Annotated in this window: 21 protein-coding genes; 15 read left to right on the forward strand and 6 right to left on the reverse strand. The window is 51.1% G+C overall.

From position 1 onward, the window contains the following. Positions 1–73 precede the first annotated feature (73 nt). The gene (locus JWJ90_RS16490) at positions 74–595 is read left to right on the forward strand and encodes a ferritin-like domain-containing protein (protein ID WP_205228312.1); all 522 of its coding nucleotides are present in this window, start codon (positions 74–76) and stop codon (positions 593–595) included. Positions 596–1078: 483 nt separating this feature from the next. Next, the gene (locus tag JWJ90_RS16495) at positions 1079–2530 is read left to right on the forward strand and encodes a catalase (RefSeq protein ID WP_205228313.1); all 1452 of its coding nucleotides are present in this window, start codon (positions 1079–1081) and stop codon (positions 2528–2530) included. Positions 2531–2697: 167 nt separating this feature from the next. Here JWJ90_RS16495 and JWJ90_RS16500 read toward each other — a convergent pair whose 3' ends face one another. Beyond that, positions 2698–2991, reverse strand: a complete 294-nt coding sequence (locus JWJ90_RS16500) for a hypothetical protein (RefSeq protein WP_205228314.1) — start codon at positions 2989–2991, stop codon at positions 2698–2700. A gap of 293 nt (positions 2992–3284) precedes the next feature. On the opposite strand from JWJ90_RS16500, the gene JWJ90_RS16505 reads away from it, so the two are divergent. Then, positions 3285–3542 (forward strand): hypothetical protein, encoded by a 258-nt coding sequence (locus tag JWJ90_RS16505; RefSeq protein ID WP_205228315.1) that lies wholly within the window; start codon positions 3285–3287, stop codon positions 3540–3542. Positions 3543–3704: 162 nt separating this feature from the next. On the opposite strand, the gene JWJ90_RS16510 is transcribed toward JWJ90_RS16505, so the two are convergent. Together JWJ90_RS16510 and JWJ90_RS16515 are read right to left on the reverse strand one after the other, a co-directional pair. After that, positions 3705–4142, reverse strand: coding sequence for a C-GCAxxG-C-C family protein (locus JWJ90_RS16510; RefSeq protein WP_205228316.1), 438 nt, complete (start codon positions 4140–4142; stop codon positions 3705–3707). A 25-nt stretch (positions 4143–4167) separates the two neighbouring features. Next, a complete protein-coding gene (locus JWJ90_RS16515) occupies positions 4168–6291 on the reverse strand; it encodes a cation:proton antiporter domain-containing protein (RefSeq protein ID WP_205228317.1) in 2124 nt (707 codons plus the stop codon). 501 nt (positions 6292–6792) lie between these two features. On the opposite strand from JWJ90_RS16515, the gene JWJ90_RS16520 reads away from it, so the two are divergent. Genes JWJ90_RS16520 through JWJ90_RS16530 form a run of 3 tightly spaced genes read left to right on the forward strand, consistent with a single transcriptional unit; the run spans position 6793 to position 9666 of the window. After that, positions 6793–7260, forward strand: coding sequence for a substrate-binding periplasmic protein (locus tag JWJ90_RS16520; protein ID WP_240194998.1), 468 nt, complete (start codon positions 6793–6795; stop codon positions 7258–7260). Continuing rightward, a complete protein-coding gene (locus tag JWJ90_RS16525; protein ID WP_205228319.1) occupies positions 7260–7526 on the forward strand; it encodes a hypothetical protein in 267 nt (88 codons plus the stop codon). The genes JWJ90_RS16520 and JWJ90_RS16525 overlap by 1 nt, the downstream gene beginning before the upstream one ends. 34 nt (positions 7527–7560) lie before the next feature. Continuing rightward, a complete protein-coding gene (locus JWJ90_RS16530; RefSeq protein ID WP_205228320.1) occupies positions 7561–9666 on the forward strand; it encodes an ATP-binding protein in 2106 nt (701 codons plus the stop codon). Positions 9667–9770: 104 nt separating this feature from the next. Here the strand turns inward: JWJ90_RS16530 and JWJ90_RS16535 are convergent, their stop codons facing one another. Then, positions 9771–10019 carry a hypothetical protein gene (locus JWJ90_RS16535; protein WP_205228321.1) on the reverse strand — a complete coding sequence of 83 codons (249 nt, stop codon included), beginning with the start codon at positions 10017–10019 and terminating at the stop codon, positions 9771–9773. Between the two features lie 362 nt (positions 10020–10381). On the opposite strand from JWJ90_RS16535, the gene JWJ90_RS16540 reads away from it, so the two are divergent. Further along, positions 10382–11329, forward strand: coding sequence for an SGNH/GDSL hydrolase family protein (locus JWJ90_RS16540; RefSeq protein ID WP_205228322.1), 948 nt, complete (start codon positions 10382–10384; stop codon positions 11327–11329). Between the two features lie 163 nt (positions 11330–11492). Here JWJ90_RS16540 and JWJ90_RS16545 read toward each other — a convergent pair whose 3' ends face one another. Further along, a complete protein-coding gene (locus tag JWJ90_RS16545; RefSeq protein ID WP_205228323.1) occupies positions 11493–12146 on the reverse strand; it encodes a flavodoxin family protein in 654 nt (217 codons plus the stop codon). Between the two features lie 558 nt (positions 12147–12704). Here JWJ90_RS16545 and JWJ90_RS16550 point away from each other — a divergent pair. The 8 genes from JWJ90_RS16550 to JWJ90_RS16585 all read left to right on the forward strand — a co-directional run bounded on the left by JWJ90_RS16550 (position 12705) and on the right by JWJ90_RS16585 (position 20270). Continuing rightward, complete coding sequence (locus JWJ90_RS16550; protein ID WP_205228324.1) at positions 12705–14054, forward strand: uroporphyrinogen decarboxylase family protein; 1350 nt, start codon at positions 12705–12707, stop codon at positions 14052–14054. A 124-nt stretch (positions 14055–14178) separates the two neighbouring features. Further along, positions 14179–15129, forward strand: coding sequence for a CobW family GTP-binding protein (locus tag JWJ90_RS16555; protein WP_205228325.1), 951 nt, complete (start codon positions 14179–14181; stop codon positions 15127–15129). Positions 15130–15279: 150 nt separating this feature from the next. Next, positions 15280–15702: a helix-turn-helix transcriptional regulator gene (locus tag JWJ90_RS16560; RefSeq protein ID WP_205228326.1), complete on the forward strand. Its 423-nt coding sequence runs from the start codon at positions 15280–15282 to the stop codon at positions 15700–15702. Between the two features lie 29 nt (positions 15703–15731). After that, positions 15732–16553: an MIP/aquaporin family protein gene (locus JWJ90_RS16565; RefSeq protein ID WP_205228327.1), complete on the forward strand. Its 822-nt coding sequence runs from the start codon at positions 15732–15734 to the stop codon at positions 16551–16553. Positions 16554–16572: 19 nt separating this feature from the next. Then, positions 16573–17676 carry a GTP-binding protein gene (locus tag JWJ90_RS16570; RefSeq protein ID WP_205228328.1) on the forward strand — a complete coding sequence of 368 codons (1104 nt, stop codon included), beginning with the start codon at positions 16573–16575 and terminating at the stop codon, positions 17674–17676. Positions 17677–17734: 58 nt separating this feature from the next. Continuing rightward, positions 17735–18532: an ABC transporter permease gene (locus JWJ90_RS16575; RefSeq protein ID WP_205228329.1), complete on the forward strand. Its 798-nt coding sequence runs from the start codon at positions 17735–17737 to the stop codon at positions 18530–18532. Then, entirely contained in the window at positions 18529–19296 is a 768-nt protein-coding gene (locus JWJ90_RS16580; RefSeq protein ID WP_205228330.1) for an ABC transporter ATP-binding protein, read from the forward strand. Before JWJ90_RS16575 ends, JWJ90_RS16580 begins: the two co-directional genes overlap by 4 nt. Positions 19297–19298: 2 nt before the next feature. Further along, on the forward strand, positions 19299–20270 hold the full coding sequence (locus JWJ90_RS16585) for an ABC transporter substrate-binding protein (protein WP_205228331.1): 972 nt from the start codon (positions 19299–19301) through the stop codon (positions 20268–20270). A 257-nt stretch (positions 20271–20527) separates the two neighbouring features. Here the strand turns inward: JWJ90_RS16585 and JWJ90_RS16590 are convergent, their stop codons facing one another. After that, the gene (locus JWJ90_RS16590; RefSeq protein ID WP_205228332.1) at positions 20528–22114 is read right to left on the reverse strand and encodes a BCCT family transporter; all 1587 of its coding nucleotides are present in this window, start codon (positions 22112–22114) and stop codon (positions 20528–20530) included. Positions 22115–22222 lie beyond the last annotated feature (108 nt).

Raw genomic sequence — 22222 nt, forward strand, 5'->3', positions numbered from 1 at the left:
TGCAATCCACGACCACACCACGTGGTGATCATTTTTCTTACTTTGACTGGTAGAGACTTTCTCGTTACTGGTAATGCTTCATGAGAATTTAAGCGGATTTTCGGGGCGGCGGGAATGCGAATCTACAGTAGCTGATGAGATTGCCGCGTTGCACCAGTATATGTACTTCCATTTTCATTGTGACGACCAAGGGTTTGACCTGTTAGCTGATCTCTTCAAAAAGACAGCAATTGAGGAAATGATGCATGTAGAAGCGCTCGCTGAGCGCATTCTTTTTCTTGGTGGCGATGTTCAGATGAAATCTTCGGGTGATGTCAATATAGTCCAGGATGTTGAAAAGATGCTTGATATGGCACACGGCATGGAAGAACAAAGTGCCATGGACTATAACCGTTGGGCAAATGAGTGTAGTGCTAATGCCGATTCTGTATCAAAAAAATTATTCGAGCAACTGGTTATCGACGAAGAACGCCATTATGATCAATACGATAACGAGATCGCAAACCTTAAACGTTTCGGCAAGGAGTACCTGGCCCTTCAATCCATAGAACGCAGTAAGGCTCGGCGGGCGATGGGCGGGACTGCTTCCGAATAATGAATTACCTACTCTTATTTGTTTCAGCCGCTAAACCAGATCAGCGTTGCTTTTAACACCAATCGGCAATGTCGATTTGATCGAACATACCGACATCACTTGATATCCAATTTGACAAAATAAATATTTCTCATATTGCAACAATTTAGTTGCAATATGAGAAATATTGAATTAAGAACTTTTCTTAATACGTAAGTTTTATTATCCAGATAAACTTATACCCTATTCACACCTGTTCTAGATGGATACGCGTATTCATCGTAACTAGAAAAAATCTTTTTGTTATCGTCGAACAGCCTATCCTGGGCTTATCAGGTGGGTACAATTTTCAATTGTGACTTTGACCGCCCTCTTAGTCTTCTCCTCCAAAAAAATCTTTGATCAAAAGTTCATTTTTTTTGCGTCACGATAAAGATCACCCGTTTTTGATAACGACTACAGAGCGGGGAAATCCAAAAAAAAGCAAACAGGAGGTCAATCACCATGGGTAAGAACGAGTATAGAGGAACAACAAACGACGCCGGGATTCCTGTATCAAGTGATGAATTTTCTTTGACTGTTGGGCCAGACGGTCCGATTCTGTTGCATGATCATTACCTCATGGAGCAGATGGCAGCCTTTAATAGAGAAATGATCCCTGATCGGCAGCCACATGCCAAAGGATCAGGTGCTTTTGGCTGCTTTGAGACCACGCAGGATATCAGTGCCTATACCAAAGCGGCCCTCTTTCAGCCTGGAGTTAAGACAGATGTCCTGGCCAGATTCTCTACAGTTGCCGGTGAAGCGGGAAGCCCCGACACCTGGAGGGATGTGCGCGGTTTTGCCCTTAAATTTTATACTACCGAAGGGAACTACGATATGGTCGGCAACAATACGCCGGTCTTTTTCCTTCGTGATCCGATGAAATTTCACCACTTTATCCATTCCCAAAAACGTCGTGCTGACAGTGGACTTCGTGACGCTGACATGCAATGGGATTTCTGGACGCTTTCCCCGGAATCTGCCCACCAAGTTACCATCCTGATGAGCGATCGTGGTGTACCAAAAAGTTATCGCAACATGAACGGCTATACCAGCCACACCTATATGTGGATCAATGCGAATGGGGAAAAATTCTGGGTCAAATATCATTTTAAAACAGATCAGGGGATTGAAAACCTGCCCCAGGAAGACGCGGATCGTATTGCCGGATCTGATGCGGATTATCATCGTCGGGACCTGTTTGATGCCATTAAAAATGGCAATCACCCGAGTTGGACGCTCAAAGTTCAGATCATGCCATTTGAAGAAGCAAAAAACTATCGCTTCAATCCTTTTGACTTGACCAAGGTCTGGCCGCATAAGGACTACCCGTTGCATGAGGTGGGAAAACTGACTCTGAATCGTAACCCCACCGATTTCCATTCAGAAATCGAACAGGCGGCTTTTGAACCGAACAACCTGGTTCCAGGAATCGGCGCCAGCCCCGACAAAATGCTGCTGGCTCGTCTAATTTCTTATGCTGATGCGCATCGGGCAAGACTTGGGGTGAATTACAGGCAGATTCCAGTGAACCGCCCCATATCCCCTGTCAACAGCTACAATAAAGGGGGCACCATGCGTATTGACAAGATGAATGATCCTGTCTATGCGCCCAACTCCAAGGGAGGCCCTAAACCAGACCCTAAACGGTATCCAGAAGACGCTGTCTGGAGTGCAAACGGTGATTTCATGAGATCAGCGTATACATTAAGAAAAGATGATGATGATTTTAGCCAGCCCGGTTCTCTCGTTCGCGATGTCATGAATGACGCGGAGCGTGACCGATTGGTCAATAATGTCGTCGGGAGCCTTGCTGGTGTTTCTGAGCCTGTGCTGGAACGAGTGTTTCAATATTGGCGCAGCATTGACCAGGAAACCGGTGATCGAATAGCCCAGCAGATTAAAGGAGTCTGATCTTGCTCCAAAAATTTTACAACCGTAAAGGTATTTCCAGTACACCGAAACTGAGCCACCCCTTACGGTTATATTGGAATGCATGATTTTTCTAGAGTTATTAGTTTTTTCACAATGATACGCAAAAAAAGGGCACCCTGGACCAGAGTGCCCTTTTTGTCCCATTTTTAGCCGCCCTGCCCCGGCGGTGACCGTTCGCCCAGCAAGTGGCGCACGATCATATCATGTCTGTCCTGGCTTGCCTTTTCGTTGGCCGCAATCATTTCCTTTATTTCTTTAAACTCTTTGCTGCCACGGTCAAAGCGTTCTTTCTGGTGGCTGTCTCGTTCTTCCCTTTCCTGCAGGCATTGAGCAACTGTGACGCAAGGTGGGTTGCTTTTCATTGCCTCAATGTCCCGCCGGTTCTGCCCCTGCTGCCAGGTTAAGCGCCCCATCCAGAATGAGCCGAACAGGACGCCCACAATCAGGTGTCACCACTCTTTTACAAACTCAATCAACTGGCGCACCTCATTCGCACCTCATTAACCAAAGAATAGGCTAAAAATACCACTTCTCTTTTCCGGTATGTCCTTGGAGTTGTAGACCGCCATTACATAGCTACCGAGGGCAACTCCGGGGCATCTTCCGGCCGTGTGGTCAGGATGGTGCGGCCTGGTCAACAAAGGTCAAAAGTCAGAGAACAGGTAGTGATAGCACGCAGTACCCCGTCAATATATCCCACCGGGGTTGGAATATCGTTACATCAGTCCTTGGCATGATATTGTCCGGTACCCATGAAAGCGATGTGCAAACCATGCTCATGAAAGCGGCATACGGAAAGGCATTTACTCGGGCCATGCATTCCGCCGCTGCTCAACGCCCAGGCAAGATGACAAAAGCTGGCGTTCCAACGACCACCATGCAACGGCTGGCCAATTCCCCTGTTGCGCAAACCGATACCGCCAAGGCCATTGCTGGCGCGATCGGTACTATGATCTCTGCGCAGAAAAAAGTAAGCAGAACTGGAAAATAAAGAAGGATGCGGCTGGACTAAAACGTCTACAGGTCATGCCGCATTCTGTCCCCGCAACGCAGAACGATGGCATCTATCCAGGATAGTTCTCATCAGTTTAGGCAGAGTCAGCTTGAAAGTTGTTTGCAATCCATTCAAGGGCCATAATACGCTGGCACGGATTCACGTATAAAGCAACTCTTCCAGTATATCCACGGCATCGACAATATACTGCGGGCATTGTGTGCGAAACAGATTTTTCTCCTGGGCCACCTTCATGCCTTCCGGAGTGCTGATATTGACCTGAAGCAGTTGGCTGCACTCGGTCGTTTGATGCAGCGCTCCAAATTTTTGTAAAAACTCGCGCACCTTCCACTTCACGTTTCTTCTTCCCGCAGGAGTTTCCGGTGCCCCATTTCCATAATGCAACCCAAGCACCATAATTGCGCCTGTGACTGCGCCGCATGATTTTCCACATGCCATTCCTCCGGCAAATCCGGCTGAGAGCCCTAACCCCTTCTGCAAATCAAGCTTATAATCCTCGGCATACACGGCCAGGACTGCCTGAGAACAGGCGTAACTCTCAAGAAAAAATTCAAGCGCTTTTGAGGAACGATTCATATCGAAAGATGATAATTAAAGGCTCTTATGAACGATTTTTTTTGGCATCATAGACAACGATCAACGGCTTACGAAGTTCCCGCGAAAGCGAGTCAGCCAAAGATCCAAAGAAAAACTTACGCACCCCACTGGGACGAATGGCGCCCATGACGACTATATCATGCTCTTCCGCCTCCTGTTGAATGGTCATCACACGAGCATCGGTGGGCACTGATTTGACGGTAATCGTCACCTGCTGGGGTCGACGATCAAGCCAGTCGTAAATCTGCTCTGTTTTGGTCTCTATGGTCTCTGGGCTGGCATCGGAGCTCATCATATACAGCAGGGTGATATGATGCTCTCCCACCTTGCCCAAGGCGACAACAACCGGAAACACTTCTGCCAGATCATGCATATCCGTCACCGGAACGAGAATGCGTTCCGTATGTAGCACCCCGTAGAATTGTACGACCACCACCGGGCAGCCCACATGGGTCGCCACGGTTTCCAGAATCTCGGAGAAGGCCGAACTCTTGTCATGGAGCGGGTAACTCAAGACAACGGCCTTGGCGTTGTAGTATTCGACAGCTACAACCAGGCCGGATGGGACATGAGGGTCTGGAACAATTTCCGTTTTCAGATCATAGCCCATGGACTCCACCTCGGAGCGTTCCAGCTCAAAATTATGTGGCGGTGGATCTGTTCCCGGTGGCTGGACAAAGACCGCCATGGGCGAGGCCTGATAATGGTGGGCAAAAATAGTGGCAATGCGGGCGATTCCGTTGACGGTATGGCGGCGTGTTGCCCCAAAAACAACCACATCCTGAGGATTAGGGCTTGGGGTGAGTTTTTCCCAGGTCCAGGGCAAAATAGTTACCCCTTCCTCGGAACGCATAAAATCGTCGCAGGCCTTCTCGGTCATTTGCGCGCATTTGGCGCCTCCCCCTGCCCCCTTTTCTGCAAGCACAGCCTCTTTGGCATTGACCAGAGCATATTTGGATGCCAGAGGGCCAAGGAGCTCCGAAAGAAAAACCCCGGTAAGAACAACCGGGGTAATAATTTGTGCATACACCGAAAGGGAGCTGTCCGCACTGAGCAAGAAGATAAGACCAATGGCTACACCTGCCTGGGGCAGCAGGGTTAAACCGATATACCGACGCACAATGCGTGCGGTTTTGCCAAGACGAGCCCCGATATTTGCCCCCACTATCTTTCCCAGAATACGCGCAAAAAAATAGACAATCCCTACCAGCCCGGCGCTGCCGATGTTGGTGATATCAAGATGGGAGCCCGCCAGGGTGAAGAAAAGCACATAAATGGGTGGCTCAAAACTGTTGAGTGCTCGAAAGACACGAACATCACGTTCAGCCCGGTTCACCAGGGTAAAGCCGGTCATCATTCCTGCGAGTAATGGCGAAAGATCAGAAAAGACTGCTAACTCACTGCATAAAAGAAGCAGCGCCAACCCGGCGGTCATCATCTCGTCTTCGCTGCTCATCTTGCGCAGCGCAAAATCCAGACAAACCCCGGTTATAACACCGAGAACAAGCGACAACAATATCTCAAAAAAACCATTCCCCAGAGCAATGATCAGGGGCAGATCCCCTTGGCCTATAATCTGATGGCTTAAGGAAACAGCCAGGCCAAAGATCATGATCGCCAGACCATTGTCCAGTGCAATCACAGCAAGCAGGCTTGAGGTCAGCGGCCCTTTAGCCTTGATTTCTCGAATAACCAAAAGGGTCGCCGCAGGCGCAGTGGCCACACTGACAGCACCTAAGAGGCAGGAAAGCACCAGCTGATCGCTCAACTGCCACCTTTGTGATAAGTCTTCGCTCCCCGACAGCACGGCAAAGATGGCCAGACTAACAAGGCAAAAGGCACCGAGCGCCTCACAGAGACCGGTCCAGAAAACACTTCCGGCATATGCCTTGATTTTTTTAATTTCGATATGCTCGCCAATGCCAAAGGCTATCAGCATCAGCGCTATTTGGGTAAAATGGTCAAGACTGTGACCAACTGATTCTTCGGTGATAACACCAATCCCGGAAGGGCCTAGCAGCAGCCCGGCCATTATATAACCGGTGGCAGAGGGTAGACGGAGCCATTGAGCGAGCTTTGCCGCAACAAGCCCAACCGCCAACAACAGTGCCAGACCAAGGGTTACCATAGGCTAGAAGACGACTTGAAGAGCCGTATAGCTGGAGAAAAAGCGCACTTTCGTCCCTTGTTTTTTGGATGTTTCATCCGTAGCGGACTCCTTCCTGAATCCATGACGCCCCCTGATTGCCTTCTATCTTCAGGTATCTACCACCTCTCAACTTCAGACGCAACATTTTGAAATAGCGATTCTTTCAAGAGCCCCCCAACAAATCCTTATTTCCGGCTGGACACGAACCAGCAGAAATAATTTGTCTCCAACCATTTCCTAGGTTTAAAATACCCTTATATCCTCAGCAATCTTTGGTTGTGGCGTCCACATGCAGGCACAGCCTTTCCCACCAAATGGCTTCAGTCGATCACCAGGAGGTGCATTTTCAGTTTCACGTATCGCTCCCTCAATCATTGTATCCAAAAAACGATGGAACGCTTTGCTTCACCAGTTACGGTTCTCTTTTTCTTGGTTTTCTGTGTACCCACTATTGTATTTCCAGCCCAGCTTCCCAAGGCCATGCGGATAGCCTACCCACAATTTCCACCCTTTCACTGGCAAGACCAGCAAGGGAAACTGCATGGGATGTTTTATGAAATACTTAGCGAGGCCTTTGAAAAAAGGATGCATCAGCCTCTGCAGTGGACGCACTACCCCTGGGCACGCTGCCAGGAGCAACTCAAAGCAGGACGCGACGATGCCATCCTCACCGTTCCCACGAAGGCACGCCTTCGCTACACCAAGACGCACCCCCACCCTTTTTTCAACAAACCACTGCACCTTTTCACCTACAGAGACCATCCGCTCCTCAAAAAGATCAGACAGATACAAACGCTCCCCGAAATACAGGCGTTGCACCTTTCCGTTATTACCTATGCCAAAAACGGATGGAATCAAGACCATGTTGCTGCTCTGGGAATCAAGACCATGTTGCTGCTCTGGGAATCAAAACCCTGGAATCAGCCTACCTGGATTCTGTCTGGATAATGCTTGCCAGGCACCGGGGTGATCTGGTCATTGAATGGCCCAGAGCTGCCAAGATAGACTTGCAGCGCCTGGATTTGGAGACTAAAGTTATTGATTCAGGCGTCGAGGTTGCGCAAATGCCCTTTCACCTCCTGATTCAAAAAAATTCTCCCTTTGTCCGCCTGCTCGGTGACTTTGAAAAGACCCTGCAAACCATGAAAGCGGATGGCACGCTGATCACAATTCTGCAACGTTATGACTCGCCCGTGGGCCACAAAAAACACTGATCGTCTTCTAGGCCCTCTCAAAACCAGGCGGTTTATGCTGGCTCTTATCCTGAGCTGTCTACTGGGCTTTGCCGGATTTATTTATCTCCATCAAGAGTATCTCTACCAGCAAGCGGTGGATAGACTACACAACCATGCGGCTGTGGTGGCCAATTCGTTGTGGACCTATGAAAAGAAGAGTCCCAGCGCCTATCTGCGTTTAGCCGCACAATCCAATGGCTACCTTTCGGTGGTGCTTCTTGACGCCCCTGAGCATGAATTTTTACGCATCCAAGGCCCCTCGCTCTCCTTCACAGGACGTCTCCTGCATAAGGTGCACCTCATTCCAATCGAGCGCATTGAGCACCCCATCACCTTTGAAGGGCAGCTCATCGGTTCCATTGTTGCCCTCTGGCCCAATCAGGCCGTCTATTTTTACCTCTATATTTTCTGGTCACTGCTCTTATTCTTTCTAGTTTTCTGGCTTTTTCTCAAACTCCTTGATGCCAAAAGAACCCTGGAACACAAGGTGTACAAACGGACGCTTGAGCTGGAAAATGAAGTGGCAACACGGGTTCAGGCTGAAGAGACAGCCAGGCGCCAGGCAAAAAGACTGGCCATTCATGCACAGCATACGCCTCTGGGAGTAATCGAGTGGGACCTGGACTTCAAGATAGTGGAGTGGAACCTGGCAGCACAGGAAATTTTTGGTTTTTCCCGGGAGGAGGCTTTAGGGAAGGCTGCAGTTGATCTGCTTTTATCTGACGCAGATATTCCCGCCGTTGAACACATTTGGCAACAACTTCTCAACAACACCGGCGGCACCAGATCGATCAACAGCAACCTCACCAAAAGTGGCGCGACCAAGATCTGCGAGTGGTACAACACACCGTTAACCGACTCGCAAGGTAACGTTTTTGGTGCTGCCTCACTGGTTCTTGATTGTACCGAAAAGTTAGAAACAGACGCGGAGAATCGTCGACTGCAGTCTCAGTTACTCCAGGTGCAAAAAATGGAAGCGATTGGCCAACTCGCCGGGGGTGTGGCCCATGATTTCAATAATATGCTTGGCGTGATTCTTGGTCAAAGCGAGCTTGCCATGATGCGCACCAAACCTGACACCCCATTTTATCGTAATTTGGTGGAAATTAGAAAGGCTGCCGAAAGATCAGCACAAATAACAAGCCAGTTACTCGCCTTTGCCCGCAAACAAACGCTCAGCACCAAGGTGCTGCACCTCAATGAGCTGATTGAAGGCATGTTGAAAATGGTGCAACGCCTTATTGGTGAAGGGGTCGAGCTACGCTGGATTCCGGGAGATGATCTCTGGCCCATACAGGCAGACCCCGCCCAAATCGACCAAATTCTGGTGAATCTCTGCGTCAATTCCCGAGATGCCATGCAATCCGGCGTTGGCCGCATCACTGTCGAAACCAACAACAGGATTCTTGAAGAAGAGTACTGCTCTCATCACCCAGGTGCTGTGCCTGGTGAGTATGCCAGCCTTACCATCAGCGATACTGGCTGCGGCATGAATAAGGAAACGCTTGGCCACATTTTCGAGCCTTTTTTCACTACCAAAGGCGTTGGTGAAGGAACCGGACTTGGTATGGCAACGGTCTACGGATCAATTAAACAACACAAAGGCTTTATTGATGTTGTCAGTGAACCGGGGCGCGGCACCACCGTCACAATCTATCTGCCACGTGTTCAGCAATCTCTACAGGCCAGAGGCGGCGATGAATTGAGGGAGCAACTGGCTGGCGGGTTGGAAACCATTCTTGTGGTGGAAGACGACAGCGCTGTCCTGGATATGACCACAAGCATGCTGCAGCACCTGGGATACACCGTTATTCCAGCCAACGGGCCAACTGCGGCCATTGAACTCATTCAGCAGCAGGCTACAAAGATTGACCTTCTCCTGACCGATGTCATTATGCCCGAGATGAATGGGCTGGACCTGCTCAACATTCTCAAAAAATCCCAGCCCCAGCTCAATTGGCTCTTCACCTCCGGCTACACCGGCAACGTCATTGCCCAACACGGAATCCTGGAAAAGGATACACCGTTTATCCAAAAACCGTTTACCACTGCCCAGCTTGCAAAGGCGGTCCAGAAAGCCCTGCATCCGGAAAAGGGAGAGATTATCCTAAGTCCGTGAGCGTTCCTTCATGCGTCACAGTATCGTTGTTTGTTGCTACGCTTTTCAGTAAGCACACGCCGTCACGGATTCAGGAGTACCTGTTTTCTGGGTGGTCATTGCCTTTACCGTAGATCATTTTGAAGCCGAGTAATAGCAGCCTTAATCAGTTCCAGCTTGGATTTATGAGGCGCCCTCTTTCGTTCAAGCGCGATCAAACGCTCTGCAGCCTGGATATCTCCAAAGAGCATCCGCTCCAGATCTCTACGTAGTGCTTCTTCCCGGGTTTTTCTGCCTGGCAAAATTGTGCGTACAACTCCCGCAATCCCTGCTATGACAGCAAGGGCGATGATCCCCAAAAAAATATTGTCCATGATGAGACTCCCGATTCGTTGTTTTTACCTGCGCTATCGAGCAAATGAAAAAATACCTGAATCCGTGACCGCTGGTGGTCACTGAACAAGGTATCCTATTGATGAGACGAAGATTTTTAAGCGAATTCATTTATTGTTCAGTTTCACCCGCTGTCACTGATTCAGGAATACTTATCGTTCTCGTAAAACGATTCGAAATGACGTTCCAATCTTCGCCCCCTCGTGGCACATTGGCTGAATTTTGAGATGGTGACTATGGCCGGTGCCACCAAAATTTCATTGGCAGCAATTGCTCTTTTATGTAATATTTTCATTACCTTTTAGCAAAGGCTACCTAAATTGCTCAATCAGAGGGAATAGTAATGAAGAAAGGATTGTATTGTATCCTCATACCCATTTTCCTCAGCCTGGTTCTCACAGGCTGTGTAGAAGTCACTGCAAACAAGGCAGGACTGAAAAAAATCGGTCCCGTCACGCAGATTTTTGCGTTTGGCGACAGTTACTCAGACAGCGGAGCCTCTTTTCGACTGACCCAAAAAATGGTCAATAAAAAACTGGAGGATGCCACCATTCTGCCAGGAGATCTTTATTGGAAAAACCGGTGGACCAATGGTCCCACAGCGGTCGAAGTTTTAGCCAAGCACCTCCGGGTTCCACTCACCAACTATGCCGTGGGCGGTGCAAAGAGCGGAAATGGCAACTACTATCACTGGATGGATCCGTATGAGGATACCGGCGTTTTGGGTCAGATTGAAAAGTTTCATGTAGAATTACAAGGTAGAGGTGCAAATCCAGGTGCTCTTTTCTTTATATTTATTTCAGCAAATGACTATTTTGAACATATTGACTATAATCTTCCTGGAACCGCTTCAGACTTGGCAGACACAGCTGTGGCAAACATATGTACGGCGGTTGCTCAACTCGCTCGCCTTGGCGCCCAACATTTTATGATCGTCAATTCCACAGACCTTTCCAAACTACCAGTCGTTACAGAGCCTGAACAAAAAGCTCTTGCTCAAGAATTTCAAACTCACTTCAATTCTGAACTGCTTCCCGCAGCCGAGAGCCTGCAAAAACATTTGGATATCAAAATAACCCTCTTTGATCACATTGCTTTGAGCAACAAGATTTGGAGCAATCCCCAAAAATACGGCCTCAGGAACCTGAGCACCCCCTGCCAGCCGGTGTACCCTGCAGTCAAACCAGTCTGCCAGTCACCCGATACGCACTACTACTGGGACGAATGGCACCCCACCCGCCGTGTGCACCAGATTGCCGGGAAAGCCATGGCTGCAACCCTCAGCAAGTAAGGGGGGCTTTTTTTAAATTCTTAGCCTCTTCAACCTGAACACCCTAACCCCAGTTACGTGACAGGAAGTGATTGCTCACGAATCCAAAAAAATGGGCGCCTCTCGTTAAACAACAGAGCACGCCCCTTTTTTTACCCTGAATCCGTGAGCACACCAATCCAGCTTATCCTGCAAGTTTGCCATTGGCCAACTGCGTACCGAGCATCCTAGCCTTCTCGCAATCCTCGGCAAAATGCGCGTCCCTGTACGCCTTCTTTGATTCAGGGGTGGCGTTGGCCTCATACTTGGAATAATCGTCGTATTGGGTGGTGTTACAGGCCATGACTATTTCACATGCGCCAAATTCGCGCGCCAAAGTTGACCGAGTTCGGCCAAATGTGACATCATATCCCATAGCCTCAACCCTCTCTTGCGGTATATTCATGGTGTAAATCAACCCTACCGGAATGCGCCGTGGAAAGTGACTCTTCGTGTAATCGGCATAGTTGAGATAGGGAAAACAGAGTCGCTCAATCAGGGCTCTGGTCGAGGCGGTTTCACTTCCGTAATAAACCGGAGTCGCAATGCAGATTGCATCGGCTGAACGCACCTTTTCCAGTACGGGTTGCAGATCATCTTTCACCACACAGACGATGGGCCGTTCCCTGTCAAGACGCTTGCAGCTAAAGCAACTGACGCAGCCCGAAAACTGCAGAGTGTAAAGATCAAAACGCTCCACCTCTGCTCCCCTCTCCTGTGCACCAGCGATGGCCTGATCAAGCAGGGTTGCCGTGTTACCATTTCGCCGGGGACTTCCATTAAATGCAAGTATTTTCATCTTCTTTTCCTTTTTTCTTTTAACGATCGAACATTTTTTTACCTGCCTACCAGGCCAATTCAATAAGGATAAACCTTACCAAACTATACGCCAGCAAAGAATGACCGGAGACCATTTTCCTCCGCCGTTTTTTGGCTTTACCGGTAGCGTTTTTTTCCACTCTGAGTAGCCGCCGCACAAGATTGGCAATCCCTAGTCATTTCCTTCTTCCCCTCAGCGATCCCCCCCAAATAGACCGCCTGCAGCATTCCCACATTGTGGCTCCAGCCATCACATTTACGTCATTTTTATTTATTAGAGATCCAACCCCTGTACATAATTGTCTTCTTCGTTTGCATCAGGCACGCATCTTGAAACTCCATCTCCGTGACGCATGCCAGAGGGGCCCAAGCAGGACGATGTTGTCCGACCCGGTCGCTTCCTGGACATGCATACTGCAGTCACCACATAACCCTCAACCAGGGGCATACTCGAAGGCAATTATTTATTGGGGCTCTCGAGCAGGACTCACGCTCAAGGCACCCTATCATTCAAATCATTACCATAAAGAGCATTACCATGACTGGAAAAGAACGTATTTTAGCTATCCTCAACAAAGAAGAAACCGATTGTATCCCCTGGGTACCCTTTGCTGGAGTTCATGCTGGAAAGCTGATTGACTGCGAGGCTGATCTTCTCTACAGCAACGCAGACAAATGCTTTGAATCCCTCCAGAAAGTCAACGAACTTTATAAGCCGGACGGTCAGCCGATGATGTTTGACCTCCAGATCGAAGCCGAGATCCTCGGCTGCGACCTGCTCTGGGCCAAAGACGCCCCACCCACCGTATCCAGCCATCCCCTGGCCGACACTGACGAGATTCCGGACAAAGTTGTCCAAAAAGACGAAGGCCGACTGCCCATCGAACTTGAGGTTATTCGTCGTTGCAAAAAAGCCTTTGGCGAGACCACCGCTCTTTACGGTCTGATCACCGGCCCTTTTACCCTGGCCCTGCACCTGCGCGGCACCGGCATGTTCATGGATATGGTCATGAAAGCCGACTATGTCAAAGAACTGCTGGCTTACTGCAACACCGTCTCCAAGTCCATGGCAAAATTCCTGATTGAGGAAGGCGTGGATGTCGTCGCTGTTGTTGATCCGCTGATCTCCCAAATTTCTCCTGCGCATTTCGACGAATTCATGGCGGTTCCCTTTACCGAACTGTTTACCTCTATTCGTGAGCAGGGGTGCAAATCATCCTTTTTTGTCTGCGGCGACGCCACCAAAAAACTCGCTCAGATGTGCGAGACCGGCTGCGACTCCATCTCCATCGATGAGAATGTCAACCTGGCCGAGGCCAAATCCATTTGTGACGAGCATAACGTCGTCCTGGGCGGCAACATCCCCCTGACCACGGTTATGCTCTTTGGCTCTCAGCAGGATAACATGAAATGCGTGCTCGACTTGATCGACTCCCTGCCCAGCACCCACAACTACATCCTGGCCCCCGGTTGCGACCTGCCGTTCGGCACGCCTCCTGAAAATGTCATAGGTGCCGAGCAGGCTGTTCACAACAAGGAATCTGTTGCCGAGATGGTCCGCAATTACGAATCCACCGAGATCGTTTTCGAAGGTGAGTTACCGGATTACAACAATCTGGAGAAACCGCTGATCGAGGTCTTTACGCTTGACTCCACAGCCTGCGCCGCCTGCACCTATATGCTGGCCAGCGCCATGGATGCCAAGAAAGAGTTTGGCGAGAAAATCGAGGTTGTCGAATACATGTACAACGATCCGCAGAATATTGCGCGTTGCCGGGAAATGGGTGTGCAGCAGTTGCCCTCTATCTACATCAACGGTGAGCTGAAACACTCTTCCATTATTCCCTCACGCGACGAGCTTAACGCAGAGATCAACGCGGTACTGTAAGAAATGCTCGTGGAAGATAGCTGAGAATTGAGAGAGATCTCAGTTTTTTCCAGATATCCATGCCTGACGTTCCCAGGGGCTGCCCCCGTGAACGTCAGGCCTATTGATACATTATGAGACTACCATGATCCCTTACCTTTTTATCAGCGGTTTCCTGGGTGCAGGAAAGACAACGCTGCTCAACAACCTGCTCAAACGGTACGCTCACCTGAAAATTGGTGTAATCGTCAATGATTTTGGCGAACTCGCCGTTGACAACATGCTCATCGACAAGAAAGGCGTCACCGGTGAAATCCTGGAGCTGCGCGCAGGCCAGATTTTTTGTTCCTGCCTGTCCGGTCAGTTTGTCGATTCAGTGCTCGCCTACGAATCCATTCAACCCGACCTGCTGCTGGTTGAATGCTCCGGCCTTGCCAAACCGGCCACCCTCTCCGACATTGTTGCGGTGATCAACAAGAAGGCTCCGGATTGCTTTGCATATGCCGGTATGGTCTCTCTGATTGATGGCACACGCCACGAAGTTCTTGAGCAGAGCCTTATGGTTGTGACCGAACAGATCGAGGCCAGTGACCTTCTCCTGATCAGCAAAACAGACCAGATGGAGCCACAAAAAGGGCAGCAGCTTCAAGATCATCTGGAAGAGCAGTATCCAGAGAAAATCATACTCTCGATTCCCAAAGATACGGTCGAACTCGACCTGGTAGCGCTGCTCAAGGGAAAACGCAAGGCCTTTGCTCAGGTTGACGCCTCCAAACACGCTGGATGGGGTGAACTTGGTCGACCAGTGACCTTTACCCTTACACCTGAAATGCTCTCTTCAAGTGAGATTGAAAGCATTCTGCGCCCGTTTCAAAATCGCTGGTATCGGCTCAAGGGGACGCTTGCGACCTCCGATTCGGGACCACGATATTTTGATGGGGTACTGGACTATCTGGATGTGCTGGACTCCTCCTGCGATGAGTATGGGTTAGTTGTCATCACCCATGACCACGGGCTCGAGGCCGAGCTGAAAAGCGCCTTTGGCTTGCAGCCTCCCTCGCAGCCGTTACAGCCCATCGGCCTTCCTGTTTTCTGAAATCCCGTTTCGTCCTCACGATTCTAAGGAAAGTATTGCTCAGATTATAAGCTCAACGACCACTTGAGGGCCTCAGCTCTAATCAACCCTCATAAACATGGGCCCAACAATTCGACAATGTCGAATATTGCACTTTGTCAAAGGTTTACCATGAACGATCTTCTTGCGAACTGCCCCTGCAGCGGCAAAAGCGTGAGCAACCTGGCCGCCCCCTGGCTTTTGCTCACACTCTACAAACACCCCTCGCTCCACGGGTATGAGCTGACTCGCATTATCAGTGAGCAAATCGAGGCCATGGGGATGCATGTCAACATGGCCGGACTCTACCGGCACCTAAAAGCATTGGAGCAGCGAGGAGTATTGGTCTCGCAATGGGACACGGAAGGAACAGGTCCGGCCCGACGAACCTATACCCTCACAGAAGATGGCAAGGATTGTCTGCACAACTGGATGGAAACCCTGAGCACGCAGGCGACCTTAATCGAAGCCTTTCTTCACCAGGCGGATCGCCTCTTTCCCGAGCAGATACAGACGGGACGCCCGGGCTTTCCTGAGCAATGCTCCTGTCGCTGAATTATCCATCAACAATTGCAGAGAAGAATATGTTGTATTTTCGAGAACTGTGCGGCGAATCCTTGGGTACCTTTGTCCTCACCATTTTCGGCTGTGGCTCAGTGGCTTCGACCATCCTCTTTGGGGCGCATCAAGGTCTGTTCCAGATTGCGCTGATCTGGGGCATCGCCGTAACTCTGGCTATTTACCTCACCCGCCACCTCTGTTGTGCCCATCTCAACCCGGCGGTTTCCATCGCCATGGTTATCGGCGGACGTATGCAGCCACGCAAACTGCCCACCTACCTGGTGGCACAGTTTGGCGGTGCCTTTCTCGCGGGCATGATGCTCTATCTCCTCTTTTCCCCTTCCATCGCGGCCTACGAAGCCAGCCACGGGATCATCAGGGGAACAACGGGTTCGATGAAAACCGCAGCCATGTTTGGTGAATATTACATCCACCCCGAAACTTCGGCTGTCGTTTCCCTGCCCCTGGCCATTGCCGCCGAAGCCTTTGGCACCTTTTTACTGGTGCTGATGATCTTTGCCCTGACCGAAGGATGTAATGTCGGGCGTCCACACGAGGCCCTGGCCCCTGTGTTTATCGGCCTGAGCGTATCTTCCATCATCTGTCTTATCGCGCCACTGACCCAGGCCGGATTAAACCCGGCGCGGGATTTCAGCCCCCGGCTGGTTGCCTGGATGATGGGCTGGGGCAGCGCAGCCTTCCCCGATCAACAGGGCGGATTTTTTTATGTCTATATCCTGGGCCCGGTACTGGGCGGCATAGCTGCCTCTGGTCTCTTTATCCTGCTTCTTGAAAAACTGATGAACAAACAATCCACGCCCTGTGGTTGTCCAAAGCGAATGTAACTCAAAGGATCGAATCAAAATGCACACCACACGTCTTCTCTTTATTGGCGGCTTTCTCGGAGCAGGCAAGACAACGCTTCTGGAAAATATTTCGCAACGGTTGCGCAATCAGGGGCATACGGTTGGTCTCATTACCAATGACCAGGCCCCTGCTTTAGTCGACACCCTTTTTCTTGCCCAAAACGACCAAGAAGTCGCCGAGGTTAGTGGCAGTTGCTTTTGCTGCAATTTCAGCGGATTGATCAGTGCGATCGACCATCTTCACCACACCATAAAACCAACCATTGTTCTGGCTGAACCGGTCGGCAGTTGCACAGATCTCTCAGCGACCATTTTTCAGCCCCTGAAGCAGCAATTGGACCGATCGTTTACCCTCAGTCCGCTTTCGGTTGTGATCGATACACGCAGGCTTCTCGATCTTTTCCATAACCGCGCAACGGACCTGCATCCGGATGCTGCCTATATTCTTGGTAAACAGCTGGAAGAGGCAGACATGATCGTTGTCAACAAAATCGATCTCATCGATGTTCAACAACGTGCCACTCTCCAGGAATACCTCAAGGACACCCATCCCCGGTCTACCTGTTTTTTCCTTAGCGCCAAGACCGGTGAAGGGGTGCAAGACTGGCTTGACGCGGCCTGTGCCTCTAACGATTGCGGCGGCCATATTGTGGAAGTGGATTACGACAAGTATGCCAAAGGCGAGGCGGTGTTAGGCTGGCTCAATGCCACCCTGGCCCTTGAAGGAACGGCCACCGACTGGAACCACTTTGCCAAAGTTGCGCTGTCATCGCTTGGAAACCAACTCGATGCCGCAGGAGTGAATGTCGGCCATATCAAGCTCTTTCTGGCAACCGAGACGGAACCGGCCATCGTCGCCAACCTCACCGGCCCCCAAGAGACGCTTGACGTACGTGGGCCGCAAAGAGTCTCTACCGCAGCCTACCTGACGCTCAATGCACGTGCGGAATTGCCGCCCGCAGACTTAGAAGCTCTTGTCCGCCAGACTCTGCAAACACTGTGTGGTTCCGCACTGAATCAAACCGTCATCGAATGGCAGAGTTTACGTCCGGGACGCCCCCAACCAACCTATCGCTACGATCATGTCGTCACCCCATCCTGAAACACTGCCCACTTCACCTGAGGGACGAACAGCAAAAACCGCTCACCAAAGATGGAGATTGCCGCACCACCTGTGGCTAGCAGGTGAACGGCTTCTCCCCTGTGCCGTCATCCTCCTGATCTGGACAGCCGTGTCCCTCAGTGTCCATTTCCTGCGCGGTGTCGACATGCCCACACCATGGCAAACGGCTAAGCGTCTGTATTCCCTACTTGGTGGTAGCACCGTTGCTGGCAGCCCCCTGCTGCTCCACCTGCAGGCCAGCATGCTCCGCTGGATCAGTGGATTTTCCGTCGCCGCCTTCCTGGGGATAAGCTTTGGATTGCTTGCGGGGTCCTTTCCCTGGTTCTCCAGGGCGACACGAGCTATCCCCCAGGTTCTTCTCATGATTCCGGGTTTGGCCTGGATTCCTGTTGCCCTGCTCCTCTTTGGCATTGGCGAGAAGGCCACTCTCTTCATGATCTCCGTTGCCGCCTTTGCCCCCATGGCAATCAATGTCAGGGACGGACTTCGGGGAGTGGATCCGTATCTTGTCCGTGCCGCGCGCATGATGGGCACTGGCCGGTGGTCACTTTTCTTTCAGGTCCTGCTTCCGGCAGCACTGCCAGCGTTCCTGACCGGAATTCGCCTGAGCCTGGGCACGGCCTGGCGTGTACTTGTGGCTGCAGAGATGGTGGTCGGCACGGGGCACGGTCTGGGCTACGCCATTATGCAATCCCGCTGGACGCTTGACTATACAGCGGCCTTTGTCTGCATCGCTCTTCTCTGCCTGATCGGCCTCACACTCGAGGCAATTCTCCTGCGGATAGTCGAAGCGAAAACCATTCACCGCTGGAATATTGCCAAGGAGCGGTCATGATTCGCTTTGCGGAGGTGGGGCTGAGCTATAGTCGAGGGCATGGAGAAGCAACGGATGTAATCCTTGAGTCGATTAATCTCCAAGTTAGCCGTGGTGAATTTGTCTGCATCCTTGGCGCCTCAGGCTGTGGCAAGACGACCCTCCTCAACCTGGCCGCTGGCTTTCTACGCCCCAGCCGGGGACGCATCCTTTTCGCCGATAAAGAAATCCTCGCGCCCGACCCGAGACGTGGCATGGTCTTTCAGGACGCGACGCTGTTTCCCTGGCTCACCGTTTCAGGCAACATCGGCTTTGCCCTGAAACAACAGGGAATACGTGGCAGGCAACGTGCGCAGATAGTTACCCGTCACCTTGAACTGATGGGTTTGAGCGAATGTGGCGATTGCTATCCCAACTCGCTCTCCGGTGGTATGCGACAACGGGTGGGCATCGCCAGGGTGTTGGCCATGGAATCCCCGCTCATGCTCATGGACGAACCTTTCAGCGCCCTTGATCCCCTCACGCGCGAGCGACTCCAGGACGAACTCCTTCAACTGCATAAAATAAACGGGCAGACAATTCTCTATGTCACCCACTCAATTGCCGAAGCGGCTTATCTGGCAGATCGGATCATCATTCTGCAGCACAGAAGCATTGGCCATGACATCAGGGTTGATGCCTCCCTGCCAAAAGATCGACTCGGGGCATCATGCCTGCGGCTTCAGCACCAATTGCGCAGGGTTTTAATGCCTGACAACAACATTCCTCTTACTCCCAAGATATAAAAATGACATCTCTCCGACACGTGCAATGCTATGCTCTCTTCGCGCTTTTAGGCGTGCTCTCCCCTGCCCTGCTCTGGGCCGGGTCAACCAATACTATCAGATTTGCCTTTCAGGATCGCATCGGCAGCCTGCTCCCTCTTGTTGCGGTGCATAAGGGCTATTTTCGCGATGCGGGCCTTAGCGTGAAGCCGCTTCATTTCAGTAACGGCCCGGCCTGTGCCGAGGCGCTTTACACAGGGGCGGCCGACATCAGCACCATGGGGGATACAACCGCAATTATCACCGTTACCCGTAATCCCCGTTTTCGCATCTTTGCCAGTCATGCCAGTGGAGAACATCGCCACCGGCTCATGGTGCGGCCGGAAGCAGCACAGGCCAGCCTTGCCGATCTCCAAGGCAAACGGGTGGCAGTCAAGAAAGGTACCTCAACCTATGGCGGACTACTGGCCGCCCTCAAAGAGGCACAGGTCAATCCTGCTGCCATACACCTTATTGACATTGCTCCGGCAACCATGCTCACCGCCCTGGAGGCAGGGGCTGTGGATGCCTTTGCCGCAAGCGAACCCACGCCGTCACTGGCCGAAGAGCGAGGAGCCAGAGGATTATGCACCTTCGGAGGACTGGGCAATCTCTACCCCATCTTCATGCTGGCCCGGCAAGATTTTATGCGCACGCATGCAGAGGAGTTCAAAGGTTTTGTCATGGCTCTGCACCGAGCGGAGCAGTATGCGCAAACCCATCCCCAGGAGGTTGTCACCCTGATGGCCCGGCAGACCTCTTTATCTCCGAAGGCCACCTGTGCAGCTCTGGCCCGCCATCAGTTCCAGCTCCGACTGGATGGGGCAATCGTGCACAGCTTGCACGAGACAGCAGACTTTTTACATAGGCAAGGTATCATCGAGCAGGTACCGGAATGGCAGCAGGTGGTTGAGCCATCCGTACTGGTCGAGTTGCACGAAAGTAGGCAAGAATAAGGACAGATATTTCAAAAAAAGATGGCACCCTCCCCGTTTGTCAGAAGTCGAGAGCGGGAGAAGAAAGCTCCCATCCCCACAAAAAAGAAAAGCCCAGACCGAATATGATTCGGTCTGGGCACGGTGGCTACAACAAACGATGTGGGGGACGAGCCCTTTTTCCGGTTGCGTGAAAAAAGGCTTTCACCTTGGCTGCATCCACCGAGTCTGCTACGGGCTGGCGAGCCGTTTCAGGGCTGGCCTGCCACCCTACAGTCTTACACGCTTTTGGGAGTATACTCCTCTTTGTAGGCTTTCTTAAGCATCTTAAAGAGCGAGAAGATCATCATGAAAATGATCACCGAAAAAGGGGCACCCGCAATGATAGCTGCTTTTTGTAATGCCTGCAGGCCACCACTGATGAGCAGGACCAGTGCCAAAGAGCCGATAAAAGCACCCCAAATGAGCTTCATCATGGTGCTGGGGTTCATGCTGCCGCGAGCCATCTGCATGGCAACGAAGAAGGAGGCTGAATCGGCAGAGGTGATGAGAAAGATGAGCAAGTTGATGAAGACAACATAACCCATGAGGTCACCGAACTGGAAGCTTGACAGAAGGACATAGATACCGCTGCCCATATCCGCCTTCAGCGCTTCGGCCATTGGCGCCGTTCCGTTGATCTGGGCAAACTGAGCTGCCCCGCCGACAATACTGAACCAGACCAGCGCCACCAATGTAGGTACCAAGGCAACACCAAGGATGAATTCACGCAGGGTGCGGCCTTTGGAGATACGGGCTACAAAGCCTCCACAGAATGGTCCCCAGGAGATCCACCAGATCCAGTAGAACACTGTCCACCAGCCGAGCCAGGGGGTTTTAGCGCTAAAATCCGTCCAAAAGGTCTGGTAAAGGAAGTTATTGACATAGGTGCCGGTGGTCTGCACCATGAGGTTGAGCAGATCGCTGGTTGGCCCCATGACGAGGATAAAACCACCCCAGATAAAGGCTACATACACATTGATGGTACTGAGGTTTTTGATACCTTTTTCGATGCCGGAAACAGCAGAGATGATGTAGCAGATTATAAGGAAAACCATAAAGACGGTCATTCCGGTGGTATCAAGCCCTGTACCAAAAATATGTTTAATACCGGCGTTGATGCTGATGATTCCCAGGCCCAATGCAGTGGAAACCCCTGCAATAGTGGCAAAGGCTGCGAGGAACTCAACAAAGCGCCCAAAAGGACTGCCAATAATTTTATCGCCAAACAGACCGTACAGTGAGATGGAAAAGTTCATCGGTTTTCCCTGGCGATAAGCGGGAAAGGCAATGGCAAGGCCGACCAGGGCAAAGACAGCCCAGGCATGCAGCCCCCAGTGCATGACACCAATTTCAATTGCCACGGGCATTGCATCAGGCGTCTGCGACTGCGCCAGGTAGGGTGTGTTCATGTAGTGCATAACCGGTTCACCGACCGCCCAGAATGCGTAGCCGACCCCGACACCGCAGCTAAAGAGCATGGCAATCCAGGCAAAATAGCTGAACTCCGGTTTATCTTCCGCTTTTCCCAATTTGAGATCACCGTACTTACTGAACGCAATATACATACAGATGAAGAGGTAGATCGCCACCGAAAGCAGAAAGTACCAATTCAGGTTGGTTGTGATCGCCTTCTGGAGATGCGTTAAAAAGCCATCGAACTTGGCCGGACTGAACAGACCAAACAAGACGGCAGCCAAGGTGACAGCCCCGGTCGACCAGAAAATGACCGGATCCATTTCCCCGATATATTTTTTCCAAAAACCTGCTGTCGCCGGAAGCGCAGCGGATTTTGGTATTTTTTCCACATGTTCTGAATATGCCATTCTCTTAACCCCTTTTTTTACCGCAATCTGGCGGCACTGCATGAATCCTGTCTGGCGCCAAAAGATTGCGAGGCGCCTGTGCTTTTTTCTTATCAAGTGTCAAACACC

The sequence above is a fragment of the Desulfobulbus rhabdoformis genome (genome assembly GCF_016919065.1).
Taxonomy (GTDB): domain Bacteria; phylum Desulfobacterota; class Desulfobulbia; order Desulfobulbales; family Desulfobulbaceae; genus Desulfobulbus; species Desulfobulbus rhabdoformis.